The 20,623-nt window shown below is 62.7% G+C and carries 17 protein-coding genes and 1 pseudogene; 8 read left to right on the top strand and 10 right to left on the bottom strand.

All coding sequences use genetic code 11. The features are described 5' to 3' along the window. The first annotated feature begins 15 nt into the window (after positions 1-15). The 6 genes from BHD07_RS22685 to BHD07_RS22660 all read left to right on the top strand — a co-directional run bounded on the left by BHD07_RS22685 (position 16) and on the right by BHD07_RS22660 (position 9,146). Complete coding sequence (locus tag BHD07_RS22685; protein WP_102764061.1) at positions 16-624, top strand: TetR family transcriptional regulator; 609 nt, start codon at positions 16-18, stop codon at positions 622-624. 90 nt (positions 625-714) lie between these two features. Continuing rightward, complete coding sequence (locus tag BHD07_RS22680) at positions 715-1,869, top strand: efflux RND transporter periplasmic adaptor subunit (protein ID WP_338283168.1); 1,155 nt, start codon at positions 715-717, stop codon at positions 1,867-1,869. Between the two features lie 115 nt (positions 1,870-1,984). Continuing rightward, positions 1,985-5,134: an efflux RND transporter permease subunit gene (locus BHD07_RS22675; RefSeq protein ID WP_338283167.1), complete on the top strand. Its 3,150-nt coding sequence runs from the start codon at positions 1,985-1,987 to the stop codon at positions 5,132-5,134. 108 nt (positions 5,135-5,242) lie between these two features. Further along, positions 5,243-6,199 (top strand): AraC family transcriptional regulator, encoded by a 957-nt coding sequence (locus BHD07_RS22670; protein WP_338283166.1) that lies wholly within the window; start codon positions 5,243-5,245, stop codon positions 6,197-6,199. A 273-nt stretch (positions 6,200-6,472) separates the two neighbouring features. Beyond that, positions 6,473-6,931 carry a (2Fe-2S)-binding protein gene (locus tag BHD07_RS22665; protein WP_018097905.1) on the top strand — a complete coding sequence of 153 codons (459 nt, stop codon included), beginning with the start codon at positions 6,473-6,475 and terminating at the stop codon, positions 6,929-6,931. A gap of 1 nt (position 6,932) precedes the next feature. After that, on the top strand, positions 6,933-9,146 hold the full coding sequence (locus BHD07_RS22660; protein ID WP_338283165.1) for a xanthine dehydrogenase family protein molybdopterin-binding subunit: 2,214 nt from the start codon (positions 6,933-6,935) through the stop codon (positions 9,144-9,146). A 715-nt stretch (positions 9,147-9,861) separates the two neighbouring features. Here BHD07_RS22660 and BHD07_RS22655 read toward each other — a convergent pair. The 5 genes from BHD07_RS22655 to BHD07_RS22635 form a co-directional block, all read right to left on the bottom strand. Continuing rightward, a complete protein-coding gene (locus BHD07_RS22655; protein WP_100672421.1) occupies positions 9,862-10,008 on the bottom strand; it encodes a hypothetical protein in 147 nt (48 codons plus the stop codon). 57 nt (positions 10,009-10,065) lie between these two features. After that, positions 10,066-10,263, bottom strand: a complete 198-nt coding sequence (locus BHD07_RS22650; RefSeq protein WP_102764066.1) for a hypothetical protein — start codon at positions 10,261-10,263, stop codon at positions 10,066-10,068. A 10-nt stretch (positions 10,264-10,273) separates the two neighbouring features. Then, on the bottom strand, positions 10,274-10,453 hold the full coding sequence (locus tag BHD07_RS22645; protein WP_275598724.1) for a hypothetical protein: 180 nt from the start codon (positions 10,451-10,453) through the stop codon (positions 10,274-10,276). A gap of 68 nt (positions 10,454-10,521) precedes the next feature. After that, the gene (locus BHD07_RS22640; RefSeq protein WP_275598723.1) at positions 10,522-11,019 is read right to left on the bottom strand and encodes a hypothetical protein; all 498 of its coding nucleotides are present in this window, start codon (positions 11,017-11,019) and stop codon (positions 10,522-10,524) included. 91 nt (positions 11,020-11,110) lie between these two features. Continuing rightward, on the bottom strand, positions 11,111-12,328 hold the full coding sequence (locus tag BHD07_RS22635) for an MFS transporter (protein ID WP_275598722.1): 1,218 nt from the start codon (positions 12,326-12,328) through the stop codon (positions 11,111-11,113). Between the two features lie 115 nt (positions 12,329-12,443). On the opposite strand from BHD07_RS22635, the gene BHD07_RS22630 reads away from it, so the two are divergent. After that, positions 12,444-13,037, top strand: a complete 594-nt coding sequence (locus BHD07_RS22630; protein ID WP_102764070.1) for a TetR/AcrR family transcriptional regulator — start codon at positions 12,444-12,446, stop codon at positions 13,035-13,037. Between the two features lie 104 nt (positions 13,038-13,141). Here the strand turns inward: BHD07_RS22630 and BHD07_RS22625 are convergent, their stop codons facing one another. From BHD07_RS22625 to BHD07_RS22610, 4 genes are all read right to left on the bottom strand, one after another. After that, positions 13,142-13,930, bottom strand: a complete 789-nt coding sequence (locus BHD07_RS22625; RefSeq protein ID WP_275598721.1) for a hypothetical protein — start codon at positions 13,928-13,930, stop codon at positions 13,142-13,144. A 157-nt stretch (positions 13,931-14,087) separates the two neighbouring features. Then, positions 14,088-15,356, bottom strand: coding sequence for an alpha/beta hydrolase (locus tag BHD07_RS22620; protein ID WP_338283164.1), 1,269 nt, complete (start codon positions 15,354-15,356; stop codon positions 14,088-14,090). A gap of 163 nt (positions 15,357-15,519) precedes the next feature. Next, complete coding sequence (locus BHD07_RS22615; RefSeq protein WP_338283163.1) at positions 15,520-16,479, bottom strand: formylglycine-generating enzyme family protein; 960 nt, start codon at positions 16,477-16,479, stop codon at positions 15,520-15,522. Positions 16,480-16,706: 227 nt separating this feature from the next. Continuing rightward, complete coding sequence (locus BHD07_RS22610; RefSeq protein ID WP_338283162.1) at positions 16,707-17,510, bottom strand: DUF2950 family protein; 804 nt, start codon at positions 17,508-17,510, stop codon at positions 16,707-16,709. Between BHD07_RS22610 and BHD07_RS22605 the strand changes: the two are divergent. After that, positions 17,482-18,591, top strand: a pseudogene (locus BHD07_RS22605) (BCCT family transporter); the annotation flags it as partial. The gene BHD07_RS22610 and the pseudogene BHD07_RS22605 overlap by 29 nt on opposite strands. Positions 18,592-18,858: 267 nt before the next feature. Here BHD07_RS22605 and BHD07_RS22600 read toward each other — a convergent pair. Next, positions 18,859-20,517 carry an arylsulfatase gene (locus tag BHD07_RS22600; protein WP_338283161.1) on the bottom strand — a complete coding sequence of 553 codons (1,659 nt, stop codon included), beginning with the start codon at positions 20,515-20,517 and terminating at the stop codon, positions 18,859-18,861. Between the last annotated feature and the right edge of the window lie 106 nt (positions 20,518-20,623).

Raw genomic sequence — 20,623 nt, 5'->3', positions numbered from 1 at the left:
TCAGCAGGAGACAGGATGAGCGATCTCGCAGACAACGCCGCCGACGCAGCCCGCCAGGAAAACGTGACGCGTATTCTTGAAGCGGCGGAGCGGCTGTTCCGCCATTACGGCTATGCCAAGACAAACGTCGCCGATATCGCGCGCGAGCTCGATATGTCGCCGGCCAACATCTACCGTTTCTTCGCGTCGAAGACGGAAATCCATCAGGCGCTTTGCTCGCGCATGCTCGGGGCAAGCTACCAGCAGGCGCTGGAAATCGCGCGTCTGCCGCTCAGCGCTTCCGAGCGGCTGAGGCGCTACGGGCTGGGGCAGCACAAGCTCACGGTCGAGACAATGCTCGACGAACAGAAAGTCCATGAAATGGTCGTCGTGGCGATCGAGCGCGACTGGCACGTGATCGAGAAACATATCGGCCGTCTGGACGAGCTCCTCGCAGCTATTATCCGCGAGGGGATCGAAGCCGGAGAGTTCGCCGAACAGGACCCCGCTATCGCCGCCAGATGCTTCGGCGCCAGTCTCGTCACCCTTTGCCATCCGCAGATCGTCGCCCAGTGTCTCGCCAAGGAAAACCGCGCGACACCCGAGGAGCTCATCGAGTTCGCGATCCGGGCGCTGAAAAAATAAGCTTGCCGCTCCAACATGTGAGCGGTTTCGGGGCGAAGCCATGCACAAAAACGCCGCGCCGCCGCAGAGCGGCCAAGGAGAGTAAGAGCGATGTTTTCAGGAAGCGCCCTCAACCGACCGTTCGCCGCCCGTCTCCTCACCGTGATTCTGCTCGCTGCCGTTCTCTCCGGCTGCTCGGAGGAGAAAGTCGAGACGAAGGAGACCATACGCCCGGTCAAGGTCGTGGAGATTGCTCCGGCCGGCGAGCCGCGGGAGCTTCACTATTCCGGCTCGGTCAGAGCGCGCACGGAGATGAATCTCGGTTTCCGCGTCGGCGGCAAGATCACCGAACGGCTCGTCAATATCGGCGACCGGGTCAAGCCGGGTGACATTCTCGCCCGTATCGACGCCACCGACTATCAGCTTGCGGTCACGAGCGCAGAGGCAGACCTGCTTGCCACCGAAAAGCAGGTCCGGACGACAGCGCTTGCGAAACTCCGGGCCGAACAGCTCTTCAGCAAATCGTTTTCCTCCCAGGCTCAACTCGATCAGGCGACCCTTCTTTACGATCAGGCGGTCTCGACGCGAGACGCCGCGGCTTCGTCGCTGAGCCAGGCGAAGAACCAGGTAAACTATACGGACCTCAAGGCCGACCAGAACGGCATCGTCACGATCGTCAACGCCGATATCGGCCAGGTCGTCGGCACCGGAACGCCCGTCGTGACCGTCGCGGTCGACGGCGAGAAGGAAGTCGAAATCGCAGTGCCGGAAACGGATATTGCCGAATTCAAGCCCGGCAAACCGGTCGGGGTGCGCTTCTGGTCGAACGACATGCTTGTGCTCGACGGACATGTGCGCGAAGTCTCCGGCAGTGCCGATCCGCGCTCGCGCACCTTTTCCGTACGCGTCAGCCTGCCGAACGACAAGCGCGTGCTTCTCGGCATGACGGCGACGGTCGAGGCGGCTGCGGAAAGCTCGGCGCCGTTCGTTTCCATCCCCCTGAGCGCGCTGTCGAAGAAGGACGGCCAGAATATCGTCTGGATCGTTGACCGTGACTTCTCGACCGTCCATGCGCGCCCGATCAAGCTCGCCGATTTCGCCGATAACGGTGTGCGGGTCGCCGAAGGCCTCGGCGCCGGCGACCTCGTCGTTGCCGCAGGCACACAGTTCATGGCCGAGGATCTGAAGGTGAGACTTCAGGCGGGCGAACAGCAATCGGCCGAGCAGCAGTCCGCCCGGGCCGAAACGCCCGAAATTCTCCGTTAGAGCTCGCAGCAAAGAAGCGCTCTGACACTTTGAAACTATGCACTTAACACGGAAAACCGGTTTCCATTTTTCCTGGAAGTGCTTCAACCTCCACCAGTAGAACGGGACGACGGCCATGCACGCCTCCACCGAGGACAAGAAACCGTTCAATCTTTCGCGCTGGGCGATCGGGCATCCGAGCATCGCGCGCTTCCTACTGGCGCTGATCATCATCACCGGCGGGCTTGGGCTCCTGCGCATGGGGCAACGCGAGGATCCGGAATTCACGTTCCGCGTCATGGTGGTGCAAGCCGTATGGCCGGGAGCTTCCATCCAGGAAATGGAAGATCAGGTCGTCAACAAGATCGAGCGCAAGCTGCAGGAAACGCCGCATCTCGATTTCGTCCGTTCCTATACGCGCGCCGGCAGCGCCATCATCACGGTCCAGATCGAGGGCGACACCGACGCAGACGAGGTCGCCGACGCCTTCTACCAGGTGCGCAAGAAGGTGGGCGACATCGGCAACGAGCTGCCCGAGGGCGTGCTCGGCCCCTATTTCAACGATGAGTTCGGCGACACCTTTATCACCCTGCATTCGATCAGCGGCGACGGCTTCAGCTATCCCGAACTGAAGCGCTTCGCGATCGAAGGGCGCGACATGCTGCTGACGACACCAGGCGTCGAGAAGGTCGTGATCCTCGGAGACCAGCCCGAGAAAATCTATATAGACCTCTCCTCCAAGGTTCTCGCAGAGCGCGGCCTGACGTTCAACGACCTGCGCAATGCGATCGCCGGTCAGAACAATGTCGATCATGCCGGCTCTGTCGACACCGGTACGCGCTCGGTGCGCATCTCCGTCGAAGGAGACGTCACCAAGGTCGAGGACATCCGTGAACTGCGGCTGAGGGCGGGAAACCGGACCATCCGGCTCGGCGACATCGCGACCGTGACCTCCGGGCTGGAAGATCCCTATGCACGGAAATTCCGATTCAACGGCCACGACAGCGTCCAGATCGGCGTCGTCATGGCAAAGGGCTTCAACGTCACGGACGTAGGCAAGGCAGTGGAAGCGACCTACCATCGCTTTGAGTCCGCCCTGCCCTACGGCGTGTCGGTCGATCAAGTCTCCAATCAGCCGGAAGTCGTCACCGAAGCGATAACCGAGTTCAGCCACGCGCTCATCGAAGCGCTGATCATCGTCCTCATCGTCTCCTTCCTGTCGATCGGCTGGCGCTCCGGTCTCGTGATCGCGATTGCCATTCCGCTCGTACTCGCGGCCACCTTTGCGATCATGTACGAGCTGGGCATCGACCTTCAGCGCATCTCGCTCGGGGCGCTGATCATCGCTCTCGGCCTGCTTGTCGACGACGCGATGATCGTGGTCGAAATGATGGAGCGAAAACTCGAAGAGGGGCTGGAAAAGATCGACGCGGCAAGCTTCGCCTATTCCTCGACCGCTTTTCCCATGCTGACCGGCACTCTGATCACCACCGCCGGCTTTATCCCCGTCGGCTTCGCGGAATCGACCGCCGGCGAATATGTCCGCTCGCTCTTCTACGTCGTCGGCATCGCCCTGGTGGTCTCCTGGTTCGTGGCTGTCTATTTCACGCCCTGGCTCGGCTATATGATCCTGAAGCAGCGCCACCACGCCGGCACCCATCACGACGTCTTCGATACGCGCTTCTATCGCCGCCTGAGGGCGACCGTCGGCTGGGCAGTGCGCCATCGCGTCGTCGTGCTCCTGACGACGCTTGCCATCTTCGTGACGAGCCTTTGGGCATTTCAGTTCATTCCGAAGAATTTCTTCCCGCAGTCCTCGCGCCCGGAAATTCTGGTCGATCTCTGGCTGCCGGAGGGAACGAGCATCAAGGAGGTCGAAAAGCAGGCGAAGGCGCTCGAGGAGCGGATGATGGACGATGAGGACAAGCGCTTCATCGCCACCTATATCGGCGAAGGCGCGCCCCGCTTCTTCCTGCCGCTCGACCAGCAGCTTCGCAATCCGAACTTCGCGCAGCTCCTCGTCATGGCAAAGGACGAGGTGGCCCGCGAGCGGCTGATCGTCAAGCTGCGCACGATACTGGCCGAGGATTTCCCCTCCATCCGCACCAAGGTCGACCGGTTGTTCCTGGGACCGCCGACCGGATGGCCCGTGCAGATGCGGGTGATGGGCCCCGACCGCGAGGAAGTCCGTCGCATCGCCGACCAGGTGAAGGCGAAATTTCAGGAAAACCCGCTGCTTGGCGCCATTCATGACGACTGGCTCGAACCTGTGCCGTCGATGAAGCTGGTGATCGACCAGGACCGCGCCCGCGCCCTCGGCATCACCTCGCAGCGCATCCGCCAGATGTTGCAGGCGGCAATGTCCGGCGTCCCGCTCGACAGCTTCCGCGACGGCGAGGAAACGGTCTCCATCGTGGCGCGGGAACCCGGCGGCAATCGCCACCTGCTCTCTGCCGTCCAGTCGGTCTATGTGCCCACCGATTTCGGCGGCTTCGTCCCGGTCTCGCAGATCGCCAAGGTCGTTCCCGTCATGGAACAGGGTATCGAGTGGCGGCGCGACCGGCTGCCCACGATCACCGTGCGCGGAACGCTGCCTGACGGCGTGCAGCCGAACGACGTGGCGATGCAGCTCTTCGACGAGCTCAAGGGACTGAGGGAGGGTCTGGCGCCCGGCTACAAGGTGGAGATCCAGGGCGGCGCCGAAGACAGCGCCGAGAGCCAGGCCTCGATCGCCGCCAAGGCGCCGATCATGCTGGTGGTGATCGTCATCCTCCTGATGGTTCAACTTCAGCATTTCGGCAAGGCGATGCTGGTGCTCGCAACCGGTCCGCTCGGAATCATCGGTGCGGCGGCGGCCCTGCTCATCAGCGGAGCACCCTTCGGCTTCGTCGCCATCCTGGGGGTCATCGCGCTGCTCGGCATCATCATCCGCAACTCGATCATTCTGGTGGACCAGATCGACCAGGACATCGCGGCCGGGATGGAACGTTCCGAGGCGATCATCGGCGCGGCGGTGCGCCGCTTCCGACCGATCATGCTGACGGCGCTCACCGCGGTGCTGGCATTGATCCCGATCTCCCGCGGCGTCTTTTGGGGACCGCTCGCTTATGCGATGATGGGCGGGATACTGGTTGCCACCGTTCTGACGATCCTGGTGCTGCCGGCCGGTTATGCGCTCTTCTTCGGCAAGGAGCCGAAATCGCGCAAAACGGACCCGGAGCCTGCCGACGCGCAGGACGATTCGGACGAACAGGAGCGCTACCCGGCGCCCCTTGCGGCAGAGTAAGTGGAGATCGGCCACTCTTGCCCAATTCTGTCGAAATCGGAATAATGTGATAATCTCACCGGGTTTCGATCCCCATGATCGGAGACAGGGCCAGAGGCAGGAGCAGGAATGAGCACGATCATGTTCCCGCAAAGGGACCTGCGCGAAGAGACCGCAGCCCTTCGCGCGCAGATTCTCGACAGGCTGTCGAAACTGCCCTGGGACGGGCTTTCCTTCGCGCATCCCGTTCCGGGCCTCTCGCTCTATCGGATCGTCGAGCCGGCGGGCCCCTTTTCGAGCGTTTACGAGCCAAGCCTCTCTTTCATCATCAAGGGAAGCAAGAATGTCCGCGTCGGCAACGAGACGCTCGTCTACGATGAAGGCTGCTTCTTCCTCACCGCCATCGGCCTTCCCGTAACTGCGCAGATCTGCGCGGCAAGCGAAGGGGAGCCCTATGTCGCAGCGGCCTTGCGTCTGGACATGGAAAAAGTGCGGCGCATCATTGCCGATCACGACATACACCCGACCGACATTCCCGAGCGCGACCTTGGTGTGGCTGTCGGCACCGCGACGCGCGAGCTCTTCGACGCCCTGTTCCGGCTGATTGTGCTTGCAGGCTCACCGGCCGACATTCCGTTCCTGGCCGGCCATATCCAAAACGAGATCCTCTATCGGCTTCTCACCGGCGAGCAGGGCGCGCGGCTCCGGCGCTTCGCGCTCGCGGGCACGAACAGCAACCGCGTCGCGAAGGCGGTCCTATGGCTGAAGGAAAACTACACCAAACCGCTTCGCGTGGAAGAACTGGCCGAGATCGCCAATATGGGCGTCTCCACGCTGCACCACCACTTCCGAGCCATGACCGCAATGAGCCCGCTGCAGTTCCAGAAGCATCTGCGACTGCATCACGCACGGGAACTGATGCTCTCCCAGTCGCTCGATGCGGCGACGGCGGCGCTGCAGGTCGGCTACGAGAGCCCGACCCAGTTCAACCGGGAGTATCGCCGGGCATTCGGCCATCCGCCGCTGCGCGACATCAAGGCGATTCTGAATTCCAGCGATTCGACCAGGCGGAACTCCGCGGGATGATTGCTGCCCCACCCGGTGCGATGATCACGATCTCGTCAACCTGGCAGGAATGGGCAATAATTCGGCAGGATTGAATCTACCAGCCCGGCGAATGGTCTTCTAAGCTCCAGGTCTCGTTCATGGTCTTAGGTCAAGTTGCCTGACTCGTGAGCGTGAGTAATTCCAAGAGCTTGAGCGGAATGTGGGCGGAAGACCTTTCCACATCCGCGCCAGCGGCAGTCCGGCATGTGGCAGCGGCATCCGCTTCACGCGCCGAAACGCGAGGAGAACACCATGGTGACTGTTAAGATCAACGGCGTCGAACACAAGATCGAGGCCGAGGCGGATATGCCGCTTCTGTGGGCAATCCGGGACCTTGTCGGGTTGACGGGCACGAAATTCGGCTGCGGCATGGCGCAATGCGGCGCCTGCACGGTCTATGTCGACGGCTCGCCCACTCGGTCCTGTCAAACCTTCATCGGCGACATCGAAGGAGCCGAGGTGACGACGATCGAGGGACTGAACGGAAAGGTTGCCGAGACGGTGCAGGCGGTCTGGGCCGATCTCGACGTTCCGCAATGCGGCTACTGTCAGTCCGGCCAGATCATGTCCGCTACGGACCTTCTGGCCAACAATCCCAAGCCGACGGATGCCGACATCGACGCCGCCATGTCCGGCAATCTCTGTCGGTGCGCCACCTACCATCGTATCCGCGCGGGCATTCACGAAGCCGCGAAGCGTCTGGAGGCCTGACATGATACCGAAACTGATGCAATCGATCGCCCGTCCTGCCGCCCGGATGGAAACGTCGCGGCGACAATTCCTGCTCGGCGCGCTCGCAGCCGGGACCGGCATTGCCGTCGGATACAGGGTTCTCGCCGCCTCCCCGGCATTTGCGGGCGAGGCGGAAACGGAGAGCGGCTCACACGCATTTTCTCCCTACCTGATGATCGGAGCGGACGGAAAGGTCACCGTGCTCTCGTCACAGTTCGAGATGGGTCAGGGTTCCTATAACGGCGTCGCCACGCTGGTGGCGGAAGAACTCGACGCCGACTGGTCCACGATCGATGTCAAGGGTGCGGCCGGAAACATACCGGCCTATGGCAATATCGCCTTTGGCGGGACCATGCAGGGCACGGGCGGTTCGACCTCCATGTCCACCTCCTGGGAACGCTATCGCAAGGCAGGTGCCGCCGCCCGGGCGATGCTGGTTGCTGCAGCCGCGGCCGAGTGGGGCGTCGACGCGGCCGAGATAACCGTCGAGAACGGCACCCTTGCCCATCCCTCCGGCAAGAGCGGTGGTTTCGGCGCATTTGCGGCAAAAGCGGCCACGATGCCGGTGCCGACCGACGTAAAGCTCAAGGAACCGGGCGACTGGAAGCTCATCGGCAACGCCAAGCTGAAGCGCTTCGACAGCGCCCGGAAGGCAAACGGAACCGAGCAATACACGATCGACGTGAAGCTGCCGGGCATGCTGACGGCGGTGATGATCCACCCGCCCCTCTTCGGCGCCAAGGTCAAGTCCTTCGACGCTACGGCCGCCCGCGCCATCAAGGGTGTGGTCGACGTGGTGGAAACGCCGCGCGGCGTGGCGGTGGTCGGCGAACATATGTGGGCCGCGATCAAGGGCCGGGAAGCGGTCACCGTCGAGTGGGACGAAACGGACGCCGAAAAACGGGGCACGCCCGAGCTCATGTCCACCTATCGCGACCTCGCCGGCAAGACACCGGCCGCATTCGCGCGCAAGGACGGGGATGCCGACGCCGCATTCGCGTCGGCCGCAAAGGTCATCGAAGCGACGTTCGAGTTCCCCTATCTCGCGCATGCCGCCCTGGAACCCCTGAATGCGGTCGCACGCAGGAACGAAGACGGCACGATCGAGGTATGGGGCGGGCATCAGCTCCCCGACGTCTACCAGAAACTCGCCAGCGAAATTGCCGGCGTACCGGTCGAAAAGGTCCGGCTCAACGTCATGAAGACCGGCGGCAGCTTCGGCCGGCGTGCGGTATTCGACGGCGACGTCGTGGCCGAAGCCGTCCATGTGGCGAAGGCTCTCGGTTTTCGTGCACCGGTCAAAGTGCAATGGACCCGGGAAGACGATACGCGCGCCGGGCGGTATCGGCCGGCCTATGTGCATCGCCTGAAGGCCGGCATCGACGCAAGCGGGAAACTCGTTGCCTGGAGCGATCACATCGTCGGTCAGTCGATCGTGGCGAAAACAGCCTGGGACGGGATGGTCCAGAACGGGGTCGACCCGACATCCGTCGAAGGAGCAAACAACCTGCCCTATGCCATCCAGAACCAGACCGTCGGGCTTACGACCACCGACGTTCGCGTTCCGGTCCTCTGGTGGCGCTCCGTCGGTTCGACGCACACGGCATTCGCAGCCGAAGCCTTCCTGGACGAGGTCGCCGAGGCTGCCGGGCAGGATCCCCTGGAGTTCCGCCTGTCGATGCTCGAGCCCGGCTCGCGCCACGCGACCGTTCTCAAGCTGGCGGCGGAAAAAGCCGAATGGCAGAAGCCTCTGCCCGAAGGCCGCTTCCGCGGGGTCGCGGTCGCCGAGAGCTTCGGTTCGGTGGTGGCTCAGATTGCCGAAGTTTCCATCGAAGGCGAGGGCATCAAGGTCGAGCGCGTCGTTGCGGCCGTCGACTGCGGCCTGGCGATCAATCCGGATCAGGTCCGTGCTCAGGTCGAGGGCGGGATCGGCTTCGGGCTGAGCGCCATCCTGGGCGAGGAAATCACGCTCACGGAAGGCCAGGTCGATCAGGGCAATTACGATATGTACACACCGCTCAGGATCGACGCGATGCCGAAGGTCGAGGTCCATATCCTCGCCTCTGCCAACCCGCCGTCGGGGATCGGCGAACCCGGCGTTCCGCCGATCGGGCCTGCGGTTGCCAACGCGGCCTTCAAGGCGCTCGGCAAGCGGATCCGCGTCCTGCCCTTTGCAAAGTCGCTCAACGCCTGAGCGCTCATGCCGGCCGCCAGCGCGGCCGGTATCTTCCCGCGCCCAAGTTACGCCGAAGAATTTGCGGAAAGCTCCATTTCTCGGAAGCACCCGCACCGCAGCCTGTTAGGCGCCGTCGCTTCCTCGAGGCGACACGTTCAGAAGAGCGGATGGGCTCTCGTCCCTCCGTCGAAGCCGACCCGGGCGGCGTCCCTCGCTCTCTCCCCCTCCCCAGGGGCGCCGCCGAGCGCTGCGGAAGATGCCTCCTCCGCAGCGCCGCCGCCTGGAAGGCACCGCCGATGTTCATTGCGCGATCGCGGTTGAAGATATCGCCACGCAGGATGCGGTTCCTGTGGGAAGGAGCATCGCATGGCCCTGGCCGTTACCAAGCTGGTGGGTCTGGATGCCTAAAAGCGTGTCGGCTGCCGTGCCGCCCCAAGGCGGCACCCAGCGCCAGCAGCAGGCGGGAACTCGGCCGGCTCGAACCTTGAAAGTTGGCGACGAAACATTCCTTATAGGCAAATAAGAGTTGCGCATTGGCGCCGCCACGACACGCACAGGCTGATCGGCATCACTCCCCATGATGCGGAAATCGTTGATGATTATTGGTCTTTCGGTCTGCGACGCATTACGCCCGCTCCGGTGGCGCCGCAACCGGCCCAGGCTCCGCTTCGAGGCGGCGCGATGCATCGGGTGATTCGCGAAGCGGAACGGCCTGCGCGTCCGCGTGCGCGGGCTAACCGAAGAACAGGGACGCGATCATGATGGCGGAAACCAGGCCGAGGGCGGCGATGAACACGATCAGGTCGATCGTAGGGTGATGGCGCAGACCGCGTCGCATGGCGAACTCCTCCACCCGTTGCGGGTCAAGCAGAACGTCCATGCGACGGATTTGTTCATCCTGCGGTCATAGGATTACGCGCAGCCGGGTGTTGCCGGATCAGTGTCCGCCCTTGCGGCGCGAATCGTGGCTGTGGTGGCGGTCGTGCTCGCCTCCGCCTCCGGAAACCTTGCTGCGCGTCCGGCGCTCGGAATCGGCCGGCGGCTTCTCTATTTCGAGCGGAGCTTTCGCATTTTCGTGGGAGGCGCCGGGACCGCCCTGGCGGATGCTTGCCGGTGTCTTCTTGGAGGTGGACATGCGCTCTGCCTCATCTGTCCTGCTGATAGCCCTGATGGGTCGTATTGACCTTGGTGTTGCCCTGCTGCCCCTTCTTCTCCGGATTTTCTGCGAAGTCGGGCTTCTTCGCCCCGGCGGATACGTTTCCAGACTCTCCGGCTCCCTTGTGGCTGCGGTTGTCCGACGGGACGGGTGGTGGTCGGCTGCTCATTCGAGACCTCCTCACTGTGCCGTGGCGTGTTTAGCGCCAGCGTCTTGCGGATATGCGGCCCTAACCTGTCAGGACGGGCGTTGTTCCTGGTCGTCGAAAGGCAGGACCGTGCCGGCAACTGCGGCATGCAGGTATGTTCCCAGGACAAGGCCGAAACCCATGGCGACATAGGCCATCATCAGGTCCGATTTCGGCAAAGCGAGCTCCCAGCCGGGCGTGAGGCGCTTGGGGACCAGACCGTAATCGACGAGGGCTGCAAGAGCGGTAGTGCCTGCCGCTGCGGCGACGACCCGAGAGGGCGAAGGCCGCGCGCTGCGCCCGATCATTGCCGAGAACGGGAGCGCCCACCAGAACGAGGCGAGCATGTGCGTTGTAAAGCCGGTGCCGGTGTGGGCGAGATCGGGACGCAATACCGACCCCGAGCGCGGGCCGTGTATCCAGTGGCTCGTCGCGTTGATCGGCCGCCACGGGCTCCTGTTCCGGCGCTCGGCCGCGACCGCCAGCGCCGCAAGGGCGGCGAGGCCCGCGCATAATCCGCTGGCGGCTATGAGTGATACTCGTGCCATCCGTCTCTCCCGAAATCGTGACAAGCCGATCGTGACAGGCCGACGGATGAACCGGCGGCCCGCCTCTTTGTTCCGGCCAGAAGGCGGTGCTCTACTCTGCCGGCTGCGGAACCGCTGCCGGGAGCGCTCCGCCGCCCGCAAGGCTGCGCTGGCCGGCCGCTATCGTCACCACGGTCGCCACCCCGGCGGCCACTGACACCCAGAAACCGTTCTGCGCGCCGAAATTGTCGACGACCCAGCCGGAGACGAACGCGCCCAAGGCCATGCCTATGCCGATGCCGGTCATCACCCAGGTAACGCCCTCCGTCAGCATCGACTCGGGTACGCGCCGCTCGATCAGCCCGAATGCCGTGATGAAGGTGGGCGAAATCGCGATGCCGCTGGCGAAGACCGCCAAGGCGAGGAGCGGCACGGTGTCCGCGAAGAGAAGAGGCACCGACGTTATGGCGATGACGCTCACGGCGATCAGGAGCTGCCTGTGCAGGGGCATGGCGGGGTTCAGGGCACCGAGCGCCAGGCCCACCAGGAAGGAACCGACCGCATAGACGCCGATGACGAGACTGGCAGCCTGCGGCTCTCCGAGTTCCTTGGTGATCGCGACGGCACTGACTTCCGCCGTGGCGAAAATCGAACCGACGAAAATCAGGGCAAGCGTGATGATCTGCACGGGACGCTGACGGATTGCCGAGGCCTGCGAGACGCCGGCCTCCAATCGGCGCACCTTCGGCTCGGTCGAGCGCTGCAGGATGAAAGCCGCCGTCCCGAGCGCGAGGAATAGCGTGCTCGTCAGCATGCCGGCTTCCGGGAACAGAGCGACGGCGAGGCCGACCGACAGCGAGGCGCCGGAGATATAGACAAGCTCGTCTGCCGACGATTCGAAGGCGAAGGCTGTGTTCAGCTCGGGTTGATTGCGGAAGATCTCGGTCCAGCGGGCGCGGACCAAGGCGGGTATGCTGGGCATCATGGCGGCGAAGAAGGCAGATGCGAACAAAGTCCATGCGGGCCAGTCCCGGTTGGCTGCGATGATCAGCGCCAGGAATGCGGCGACTGACACGATCGTCGTCGGGACGACTACGGCGGTCTGGCCTAGGCGGTCGACCAGGCGCGATATCTGGGGCGCGACGAGCGCATTGGTGAGGGCGAAGGTAGCCGAAACCGCGCCTGCCAGCCAGTATTCGCCGTGGGTCTGCGACAGCATTGCGACGATACCGATCGGTGCCATCGCAATCGGCAGTCGTGCGAAGAAGCCTGCTGCCGAAAAGCCCTTGGCTCCCGGCGCCCTGAAAATTTTCCCATAGGGATTGGACATGAGACGCTCCTTGGAAGATGGTGCTAGATGACATACGCCGCGTATGTCATCTAGTTAGTTGCATACGCGCCGTATGTCAAATAAAATACGAGACGTATGCGAAACGGGAGACGACATGAACAGACCGCGAAAGGAAATGATCGCCGAGACCCGCGCGAAACTGATCGCGGCCGCCAGGCATTCCTTCGGCACCATCGGCTATGCGGACTCGTCGATGGACGATTTCACCGCCGAGGCCGGTTTGACCCGCGGTGCGCTCTACCATCATTTCGGTGACAAAAAGGGGCTGCTGCAGGCGGTGATCCGGGAGATCGACGCCGAGATGACGGCGCGCCTGAACAAGGTCTCTTCGGAAGCACCGACGCGCTGGCAGGGGTTCGTGGACGAGTGCGTCGCCTATATCCGCATGGCTCTCGAACCGGAAATTCAGCGCATCATGTTCCGTGATGGACCGGCGGTGCTTGGCGATATATCGCAATGGCCTATGAACGAAGGCTGCATAGCGGCGCTGGCGGGAAGCCTGGCTCGCCTCAAGGCCGAGGGGGCGGTCATCGACGTCGACACGGAAGCTGCAGCCCGTCTTATCAACGGAGCGAGCAGCCATGCAGCGCTATGGATCGCCAATTCAGACGACCCGCAGGAAACGTCGAAAAAGGCCGTTGAAGGCTTTCGGGCGCTGCTCGAAGGTCTGAGGACCGGAAAGGGCTGACTGGCCCGGTTTCAGTGTTCCAGCAAAGCGCCGGAACGCTCTAGAGCATTTGATCCAACGCACTTCCGGACAGAAAACCGTTACACACTTTTCCTGGATGTGCTCTAAAAGCGCACCACGAGCCCGAGGATCGGCCCCTGCTCTACGACGTCGAAGACGAATCCGTCATTGCTGTAGTCGACACCCAGCGCGCGGTAACCGGCAAGCGCCGAAACGGTATCGCTGAAGCGGTAACCGATAGCCGCGGCGACATCCCAGTCGAGATCCGCGCCACCGGCGCCGACTAGGCCCCACCCAGTCATGTAGATCTCGGGCGTAAACGAATAGGTCCCGCGAAAGCCGGCGATCCCGTCCACCCAGGTCGCATCGTCGGTCCTCGACACACCGTCGAGAACGCCCCCTTGGAAGGAGAGCTCGCTCTTGACGGACCAAACACGCAAGCCGCCGACGATATCGAGCCGTGCAGCGCTGTCCTCATAGATCGCGTAGCCAGCGCCGAGTGTGCCGGCGAAGGTCTCCGTCGAAAGCTCGACATCGTCGGCGAGAATGCCCCTCGGCGTGCCGCCCTGGCCGGAAAGCTTGATGTACATCGCGTCCCCGAAGATGCTGTAGGGTCCGTTGCGCGCTTCGGCGATCGCCATCGCAGCGAAATCCAGGTGGTCGAAGACATCACTGAAACTCGCGTCGACGTCGACCGCAGGCAAGCCGAACTGCTCGATATCCCCCGAAAGCCCCGCCGCCCAGAAGTAGGGCGCGAAGGAAAACGTCCAGCCGCTCTCCGTGGTGACCTGCTGGGTTTCCGGTGCCACCGGAGAATAGATGTCCGCCGCCGTGGCAGCGCCGGCAAGCAGGCAGGCTCCGATGGAAGCCAGAGTCGCTATGAAACGAGTCATCACATCCTCCGATATTGCCCGCCGTCACGATCGGCCGCGGCTCGACAAAGTCTTTCAATCCTTAAGCGATTCAGTGAAATACTAAAACGCCACAACTCTCTGAAACCAGGCAGTCCGCACAAAAATCATGCCATAATTGGCCGGGAGACATTCTAAGTCACTGGGTCGGGTTTTCGCTTGTCTCGGCGCTTGTCAGCGTCTCCTCCAGGTTGACCTTCTTGCGGCGCGTCCCGCTCTGTTCGATGATATTGACGGGCGCGGAAATCGTGGCGGCCGCAACGTTCCCGACATTCTTGGCGGTGCCGGCGACGACGGCGGTGATTCCGTCGCCCAGCGTGATTTCGGAATCGGTCAGCGTCTGGCCCTTGATGATCCGCTGCCCGATCAACTGCACGATTTCCGGACTTTCGGCGAACTTGCCGTGATGCAGACCGTCCTCCGTCTCGACCTTGGTCAGGTCGATTGCGGTGATCCCGGCATGTTCCAGTTGGGTACGATAGGGCTCGGCAGTTGGATCGATCGCGCCGAGCCGCGACACGTCGCCGGAGATCAGCCGCGAGACCGCCAGCGCGCGGTCGTCCTGTGAAACGAAAACCGTGAACTTCGGCCGCACCTTTCCCATGTCGACCCATTGCTTGGCGAAGACGTCGAGGTCGATATCGGGCGAAGCGAGGATCACGTTCTCGATCTTCGGCGCGATCTTTCCGTCACGAATTCCCATCTGGCGCAGCGCTTCCATCGTCAGCCAGGTTCCCATGGAATGGGCGAGGATGGTGACGTCCTTGACATGCGGAGAATTCGCAAGCGTGCGCAGCGTATCTTCGAGCGCCGTGCGTGAGTAGTTGGTGCTCTCCTTGTCGTAATTATAGTCGAACACGCGCGCCCGTGACGGCCAGGTAAACAGGATCGGCGTCGCATGCGCACCGGAATCGTGCACGATCTGCGCCAGCCGGAAGACCGCATCTTCGTAACGATTGTTGAAGCCGTGAACGAAGAGAAGCACGTGGCCGCCCTGATTGTGCATCTGGAACCAGCTGCGCGCCTCGTCATCCGAAGCCAGTTTGCGCACCCGTGTCACGGCGAAATCCGTCTCCGGACTGGGCGGCAGCTTGCGCGGCCACTGCACCGTGCCCGGCTTGCGGCGCGAGTCCGGCGGGATCGAGACCGCCACGTCGGTCATCGAAAGCGTCGGGCTGCGCTCACCCGAAAACAGGGTCGCGGGGTCTCCCGAGGGCTCGCGGGTCGTGGCGACCAGCATGTCGACCTGAGACGTCGTAGATGGCTGCGCCAGAGCCACCGGAGTCATCACGCCTTTCGGGTGACCTCCGCAGCCGGCCAGAAGGGCGAGCGCGACAAACCCCGACAGAGCCGCGCCCCCGGCTTTCGCAACGCGGAGCCGCCCTCCGCACGAACCTACACTCAACAAAACAACGCCTCACAACCTCCGGGCGCCGTCGCGCCGCCCCTCACATTCGACCTGCAACCTAGACTCATACACGGCAAGATTGAAACCCGTGTAACGATCCCATTCAAACTGCGCATCCCCGCCAGCACGGATCCCCGCCAGCACGGATGCCCGGTCACCCATCTCAGCGCACGCGCCTGACACAACGAAAACCGACATGGTTGGTCGTCGTGTCCGTCTCCTGAGCGTGCCGGGCTGCGGGACGATACCGCCGGCAATAGTTGGGCGCGCAGAGATGCGATCCCCCCTTGAGGACGCAGCGCGGAACCTTCACTCTTGCCGCGGGATCGATGCTGGCCTCCACATCCCCATTGCGCGGATTCCTCGGAATGCAGCACGGCTTCGCAGCCGCCTCCGGGTGGCGCATGGACCAGTAGTCCGTGGTCCACTCCCAGACATTGCCGATCATGTCGTAGAGCCCGCAGCCGTTCGCCGGGTAGAACCTCACCGGCGACGTCCGCGCGAAGCCGTCCTCCAGCGAATTCTCCACCGGGAAGCTGCCCTGCCAGGTATTGGCCATGTGATTTCCGCCCGGGGCGAATTCGTCCCCCCAGGCAAACTCGGCCTGATCGAGACCGCCGCGCGCCGCGAGTTCCCATTCGGCCTCGGTGGGCAACTCCTTGCCGGCCCATGCGGCATAGGCCTTTGCATCCTCATAGGAGACATGGACGACCGGGTGGTCCAGAATCGCTCCGATGCTGCTCTTGCGCCCGAGCGGGTGCCGCCAGTTGGCGCCGAGGGTGAATATCCACCATTGCGATATGTCGTTTCCCCTCAGCGCGCGTTTCGGCGGCGTGAAGACGAGCGAGCCTGCTCTCAGATTGGACGCCGGGGCGCCGGGATAGTCTTCTGCGCGCGGCCGCTTTTCTGCGAAGGTCACATGTCCGGTCGCATTGACGAACTCCAGGAACTGAAGGTTCGTGACCGGCGTCTCGTCCATCCAGAACCCGTCGACCGTCACCGGGTGCACGGGCGCTTCCTCGGGATAATGGTCGTTCGACCCCATCATGAAGGTCGCACCGGAAATCCAGACCATTTCCGCCGCGGGTTGAACCTCGGCCGCGGTGTGCAAAGACGACGTCATTGGCATTCTCACTGAAACCGGTTCCTGGATCTTCCGCCGACGGCTAGCAGCCCAATTCATGCAGGGCATCTTGGACCAAGCCCGCGATATTGTCCGCATTCGCCTTTCGATGGAAGGGCTGCAGGCGGCATAAAATTCCTTGCTGTTGCCGACGCATCGCACCCCTTCGCATCACACGGCTGCTGCGGCGCCGTTCCGGCAAGCCCGGCGCACCGGGGTTCGCGCCCTCAGTCTTCGGCGATCGCCCAAGCGTCGCCCGGGTTGAATGTGCGGATGTCGGCGGCAGTCTTCTCGGTTTCTTCCCCGAGATCCGCTTCGTAGACGATGCCATTGCGGTTGACCACGAAAGTCTTCACCCCCGAGACGCCGTATCTCACCGGCCAGGCCACCAGGGCGAAGCCGGCGATCATGTTGCCGTTGATGACATAGTCGAACTTGCCGCCCGCGATGTTGTCGCCCTGACTGGTCAGGATTCGGTAGCGATAACCTTGATAGCCCTGGCCGGCCTTCGCCCGTTCCAAGGCATCGCCCTCTGCAAGAGCCGCGGCTGCAGGGCTCTCCTCCCCTTCGAACTTCTCTGCAGGCCAATAGAGCCCGTTCTGCGTACCCTCGTCGCTGATCAGTTTCTGCGCGTATTCCAGGACGCCGTCGCCATCGTGGTCGCCGAGGGCATACTCCTCCTGCGCTCCGACATAGGCGCGCATGGTGGCTAACGTCGCCAGTTCGTTGTCACCGACCCGCCGGTTGGCGATCTCCTCCAGTCCGACAAAGGTGTCGAAAGCCCATTTGCCGTCGTCCCCCTTCGAGATCGGGAAGGGAAACGGCCACAGCTCGTCGCCGATCTCGAGGACCTTGCGGCCCTCCACATCCTCGACGACGACCTTCTCCTTCACACCCTCCTGTATGTCGGCATAGGTCTCCATCACCCCTTCGCTCGACCTTGTCTTGGCCGGGTCCAGCCCGACCAGCACTGCGAGCTTGTCGAAATCGCCGCCGGTGACGGTCGTGGTCGGACCGACGGGCACGCTCATGCACGACTTCGTCCAGAACATCGGTCTCTACCTCGATAGCCTGGTTTTGCGAACCTTCAACATCTATGCCTACGAGCCGCGCCCGTGGATCGACAGCTGGACCCTGTTCTATTGGGCCTGGTGGATTTCCTGGTCACCCTTCGTCGGCATGTTCATCGCGCGCATTTCCCGCGGGCGTACCGTGAGAGAGTTCGTCACCGCCGTCCTCTTCGTACCCGCCATGTTCACTTTCCTCTGGATGACGGTCTTCGGAAACACGGCGATCTACGTGGACACGACGATGGCCAACGGCGAACTGACGCGTGACGTGAAGGCGGACCTTTCGGTCGCCTTTTTCCAGTTCTTCGAATATCTGCCGTGGCCCGCGGTAACCTCGACGCTCGCGGTTCTGCTCGTCAGCATATTCTTCGTGACCTCCAGCGACTCCGGCTCGCTGGTGATCGACACGATTGCGTCCGGCGAGAAACGGCGACACCTGCTCTTCAGCGGATTTTCTGGTGTTCGCTCAGCGGTATCGTGGCGGCCGTTCTGCTCTCCACCGGCGGGCTGACGGCACTCCAATCCGCCACGATCTCCACAGCACTGCCGTTCAGCTTCGTGATGCTCATTCTGGTTTGGTCGCTATTCGTCGGGATGCGGGCCGATCTCGCCCCGCACACAATCACCCGGCTCAGTCGGTCCAAGAGCCTATCCCGCGTCCGGTGTGCCTTGGCAGCGGCGCCTGGTGATGACCTTGAGCACGCCGGATAAGCGGACGGTGGAGGAATTCCTGCACGCCTCCGTGCTCCCGGCACTGGATGCACTGGCCAGGGAACTGACGCGCCGGTCTCGGCCGGCTTCGGTCGATCGGGATGCCGAAACGGGAGCACTGACCCTGACAGTTCCGGCCGAAGGCCATCGCGATTTCGTCTATGGGGTGTCGGAACACAAACTTCCGGCCTTCACCGCGCATGACGCACCCGTTGCAGACGTCCGCTACGAGGCGCGCACCTTCTATTCGGACGGTAGCCGCGGCTATGACATCATGGGAATGGCGGACAACCAGATCATCAACGATGTTTTGTTTCAGTTCGAACGATAAACGGGCTTCGTACGGTCCCCGGAGTCCTCGCTGTGGCGACCTCGCCCGAAGAGCAATAGAGCACCTCCAGGAAAAGTGTGTCACGGTTTTCCGTCCGGAAGTGCGTGGACCAAAAGGTTAGAACATTGCCAGGAAGTCCGAAAAGGAAAGGCGGAGGCTTCCCCCCGCCTTTCCCGAAGATCGCAATATGGCTGGAATATGCGATCCTCGTTACTCGTCTGCATTGCCCACCTTACTGGAGATAGCCGCGGGCTCAGAAGACGTGCATCAACGCGGCGCCAGGCTTTCCAACTCTCCGAGCCGATTGAGCGCGGCCTGCTGTTTCAGCCACGTATAGCTGATCCCGCTGGCATTCAGAGTGCTGCCCGGCTGGTAGGGATACTGGTCGAAGTCCTGGAAGAACTCCTTGATCTTGCCCTGGATCGGCACCAGGAGCCACATGTTTCGGGCGATGAAATCCATGGCCCCTCCCCCTTCTTTTGCACCTCGCTCATAGGGATCCATTCTCAGATTGGTAATATTGGCCCAGCTCGGCGTCTCGCGGGTGGCCGTGGCGATGTTGCCTTCACTGTTGATTGCGAAGCTGAGTTTCCAATCGTTCCACCGGATCGCATTCAGGTTGCCGCCCTGGTCGAAATAGTAGACCGCTTCGCGGGGCGGTTCCTTGGACTCGCCCTCCAGGAGCGCGGTGAGGTCGTAGCCGTCGAGATGGACCTTGAAGTTCTTGTCGCCAGACTGGAAGCCCGTCTTCATCTGCTCCTTGACGTCGCGGATACCGGCGGCGGCCGCGAAGGTCGGCATCCAGTCCATCAGGGTCACGGGATCGTTGATCTGCGTGCCCGGTTTCACCACGCCCGGCCAACGCACCATCATGGGAATGCGGAAACCACCTTCCCAGGTTGTGCCCTTTTCCCCATGGAACATGGTCATCGCGCCATCCGGCCACAAAGCGAGCTCGGCGCCGTTGTCGGTGGTGTAGAGCACAATCGTGTTTTCGGTTATGCCGAGGTCGTCGAGCTGCTGCAGAAGCTGGCCGACATGGCCGTCATGCTCCACCATGCCGTCTGCGTGGATGCCCTTGCCCGTCTTGCCCAAGGATTCCGGCTTCAGATGGGTGAACACGTGCATGCGCGTCGAGTTGAACCAGCAGAAGAACGGCTTGTCGGCCTTTGCCTGGCGATCGATGAAATCCTTCGCGGCCGCGAGGAACTCCTCGTCGACGGTCTCCATGCGCTTGGTGTTGAGCGCTCCGGTGTCTTCGATCTTACCGTCCGCGCTCGATTTGATGACTCCGCGTGGCCCGAAATTCTTCCGGAACTCCTCGTCCTTCGGGTAGAAGTAGCCTTCCGGCTCCTCTTCGGCATTCAGGTGGTAGAGGTTGCCGAAGAACTCGTCGAAGCCGTGGTTCGTCGGCAGGTGCTCGTCGCGGTCCCCCAGGTGATTCTTGCCGAACTGGCCGGTTGCGTATCCCTTGGACTTCATGACGTCGGCGATGGTCGGCATCCAGTCTTGAATGCCGTGCGGGTCGCCGGGCATCCCGATCGTCAGCAGCCCCGTGCGGAACGGTTCCTGGCCGAGAATGAAGGAGGCGCGCCCTGCGGTACAGCTCTGCTGCCCGTAAGCATCGGTGAAGATCGCGCCCTCGGCGGCGATACGATCGATGTTCGGCGTGCGATAACCCATTAGGCCCATGGTGTAGGCGCTGATTTGCGGAATGCCGATGTCGTCGCCGAAGATGACGAGGACGTTCGGCGGCTTGCCGGTGTTCGCCACCGGTTGCTCCTGAGCCTTCGCGCTGCCCACGGCCACGGCCCCGTTTGCCGCAGCAGCAGCTGCAAGGATCGTACCGCCCAGCAGGAGGCTCCGACGATCTATAGAGATCGATTCTTGCGCATTTTTGCGCTTTTCAGCATCTGGAAGGCCCATGCTTCACTCCTTGATTAAACTTGTACGTTCGAAGCCATGCGGGATCCGCGCACTCTGGAGCCCGCATGATTATCGGCCGAAGCATCTGGCGAGAGAAGTTGGACCA

This window comes from Sinorhizobium sp. KGO-5, from assembly GCF_036245905.1.
GTDB lineage: Bacteria > Pseudomonadota > Alphaproteobacteria > Rhizobiales > Rhizobiaceae > Sinorhizobium > Sinorhizobium meliloti_A.
This window is presented reverse-complemented; position numbering and strand designations above follow the sequence as displayed.

Coding starts and splice junctions, on each gene's coding strand:
- BHD07_RS22650 (WP_102764066.1), bottom strand. CDS start 10,263: ATGTCCACCTCCAAGAAGACACCGGCAAGCATCCGCCAGGGCGGTCCC.
- BHD07_RS22675 (WP_338283167.1), top strand. CDS start 1,985: ATGCACGCCTCCACCGAGGACAAGAAACCGTTCAATCTTTCGCGCTGG.
- BHD07_RS22685 (WP_102764061.1), top strand. CDS start 16: ATGAGCGATCTCGCAGACAACGCCGCCGACGCAGCCCGCCAGGAAAAC.
- BHD07_RS22680 (WP_338283168.1), top strand. CDS start 715: ATGTTTTCAGGAAGCGCCCTCAACCGACCGTTCGCCGCCCGTCTCCTC.
- BHD07_RS22610 (WP_338283162.1), bottom strand. CDS start 17,510: ATGAGCGTGCCCGTCGGTCCGACCACGACCGTCACCGGCGGCGATTTC.
- BHD07_RS22640 (WP_275598723.1), bottom strand. CDS start 11,019: ATGGCACGAGTATCACTCATAGCCGCCAGCGGATTATGCGCGGGCCTC.
- BHD07_RS22625 (WP_275598721.1), bottom strand. CDS start 13,930: ATGACTCGTTTCATAGCGACTCTGGCTTCCATCGGAGCCTGCCTGCTT.
- BHD07_RS22665 (WP_018097905.1), top strand. CDS start 6,473: ATGGTGACTGTTAAGATCAACGGCGTCGAACACAAGATCGAGGCCGAG.
- BHD07_RS22635 (WP_275598722.1), bottom strand. CDS start 12,328: ATGTCCAATCCCTATGGGAAAATTTTCAGGGCGCCGGGAGCCAAGGGC.
- BHD07_RS22615 (WP_338283163.1), bottom strand. CDS start 16,479: ATGACGTCGTCTTTGCACACCGCGGCCGAGGTTCAACCCGCGGCGGAA.
- BHD07_RS22660 (WP_338283165.1), top strand. CDS start 6,933: ATGATACCGAAACTGATGCAATCGATCGCCCGTCCTGCCGCCCGGATG.
- BHD07_RS22600 (WP_338283161.1), bottom strand. CDS start 20,517: ATGGGCCTTCCAGATGCTGAAAAGCGCAAAAATGCGCAAGAATCGATC.
- BHD07_RS22670 (WP_338283166.1), top strand. CDS start 5,243: ATGAGCACGATCATGTTCCCGCAAAGGGACCTGCGCGAAGAGACCGCA.
- BHD07_RS22655 (WP_100672421.1), bottom strand. CDS start 10,008: ATGGACGTTCTGCTTGACCCGCAACGGGTGGAGGAGTTCGCCATGCGA.
- BHD07_RS22630 (WP_102764070.1), top strand. CDS start 12,444: ATGAACAGACCGCGAAAGGAAATGATCGCCGAGACCCGCGCGAAACTG.
- BHD07_RS22645 (WP_275598724.1), bottom strand. CDS start 10,453: ATGAGCAGCCGACCACCACCCGTCCCGTCGGACAACCGCAGCCACAAG.